This window comes from Paenibacillus sp., assembly GCF_035645235.1.
GTDB lineage: Bacteria > Bacillota > Bacilli > Paenibacillales > YIM-B00363 > Paenibacillus_AE.
On record NZ_DASQMZ010000188.1, the window covers coordinates 1 to 1,876 of the forward strand.

Sequence of the window (1,876 nt, forward strand, 5' to 3'; positions counted from 1 at the left end):
AGCATCTCGTCGAAGCGATTCACGGCGGCGACTCGCTGACATTGGAGATCTTCACGCAATCCGCGACATATTTCGGGATCGGCCTCGCCAACATGCTGAATATGCTGCATCCGGAGAAAGTGATCTTAGGCGGCCCGATGTTCAATACCCAAAATATGTACTTCGACACGGCGACGCAAGTGGCCATTCGGAATACGTATTATTACCCGGCGTATCAAGTTTCGTTCAGCCGGGGGAAGCTCGGCGAGGAGGCGCTTGCGGTCGGCGCGGCGGTCATGACGGCCCAGCAGCTGACGGACTGAACGACTTGCATCACGATTCCCCTCCGCCTTGCCGGAGGTATGCTTTATCTTTCAGGAATAGACGCCAGAACCATACGAAGACGGGCACTAACACCCCGATGCCGACCGCGTAGCCGACAAGCAACGCGTTAAACATCTGCGGCGAGGTGAACCCGTCTTCGATCGTCAAGAGCGGGTACACGAGGTACGGCATATGCGCGCGGCCGTACCCGATGCTGGCGAAGGCGTATTGCGCGACGATCGCGAGCACGGCGACGCGGGCGAAGCCTGTGCGTCCGCGCGGATCTTTCCACCACAATGCAGAATAGCCGACCGCGAACGAGACGACGGAGAACGCGAACCACCCCCATTGTTCGACGATTCCTCTGGCGATCCACTGCGCCTCGGGCACGAAAGTAACGCTCGTCAGGACGCCCATCCCGAGCGTGGTCGGTCCGAGCGCGATCGCGGCGTTCCGGTAGACGCGGTACGACCTCTCGTCGTCGCCCTCTCTTGAGTAGTCGGCCAAAAACAACGCGGATAGGAACAACTCCGTCGACAAGCCGAAGCCGAGGTGCGCATAGAGGGTCGGACTGCTCAAGAGCTTTCCGAACAATAACACGGAATCGCCGTCGGGACTCGTCGCAAGAAAGCCGCCTAGCGTCAGGGGCAATGCCGATACGAGCAGTCCCGGAATCAGAAGGCCCGTCACGCCGGAGACGAACGGCAGCAGGCCGCTGTATTGGTGCGTCGAATACGCGTACACGAGGAACGCGCTTCGCAAGACGAGCAACGCAAGGGCAAGTCCCGCCGGGAGCGCGAGCAACGCTCCAAGGGTCGACGTCGCGAACGGGAAAAATCCGACGAACGCGACCACGAACAAGACGAGGAAGACGTTCGTCACTTTCCACGACGGCGACAGGAACCGGTTCGCAATATCCGCCGCCTTCGTATCCCGCTTGGTGCCGAATACCATCGACCAGAACCCCGCGCCGAAATCGATCGACCCCGCGATCGAGTATACGAACAGAAATACCCACAAAATCAAGATGCCAAGCTCCGCATCCGACACGTTACCTCACCCCGCTTCCCGCGGCGGTCCCGCTTGCCGTTCGGGCGTCCGCATCCAAATCTCGCTGTACCGGGTGCCGCCGGAAAAAGATGTGCATGACGATGATCGTTGCTGCGAGCAGCACGACATAGATCGTAAGGAACAGGAACAAGAGAAATCCCATACTCTCCGCATGCAGCGCCGCCTCCTCCGTGCGCATGACCCCGTAAATGACCCATGGCTGCCGACCGGAGCAGCTGAACACCCATCCCGTTTCGATTCCCAGCATGGAGAGAGGGAAGGCGGCTAACAGCATCCAAAGTTGCCATCTCGGATACGGCTTCTTTAGGACATACCGCCAAAACAGCACCCCCAAAGCGATGGCGATGAGCGCCGCGCCGATAAACACCATGAGATTAAACAGCGTATGTATATACAGGGGCGGCCAATTTTCGCGAGGGAAATCATGCAGTCCGCGCACGACGGTGTCGAAGGAATTGCCGGCCAAGAAGCTTAACGCCCACGGAATTTCGATGCCGCTCAC

The 1,876-nt window shown here is 59.2% G+C and carries 3 protein-coding genes; 1 reads left to right on the forward strand and 2 read right to left on the reverse strand.

Annotated features, from left to right (window positions below; all coding sequences use genetic code 11):
* Positions 1-302: ROK family protein (locus VEZ38_RS17745; RefSeq protein ID WP_324895842.1), on the forward strand; the 302-nt coding region annotated here is incomplete at its 5' end.
* Positions 303-312: 10 nt separating this feature from the next.
* On the opposite strand, the gene VEZ38_RS17750 is transcribed toward VEZ38_RS17745, so the two are convergent.
* Entirely contained in the window at positions 313-1,353 is a 1,041-nt protein-coding gene (locus VEZ38_RS17750) for a cytochrome d ubiquinol oxidase subunit II (RefSeq protein ID WP_324895844.1), read from the reverse strand.
* A gap of 1 nt (position 1,354) precedes the next feature.
* Positions 1,355-1,876 (reverse strand): cytochrome ubiquinol oxidase subunit I (locus VEZ38_RS17755; protein WP_324895846.1); only part of this gene is annotated, 522 nt, incomplete at its 5' end.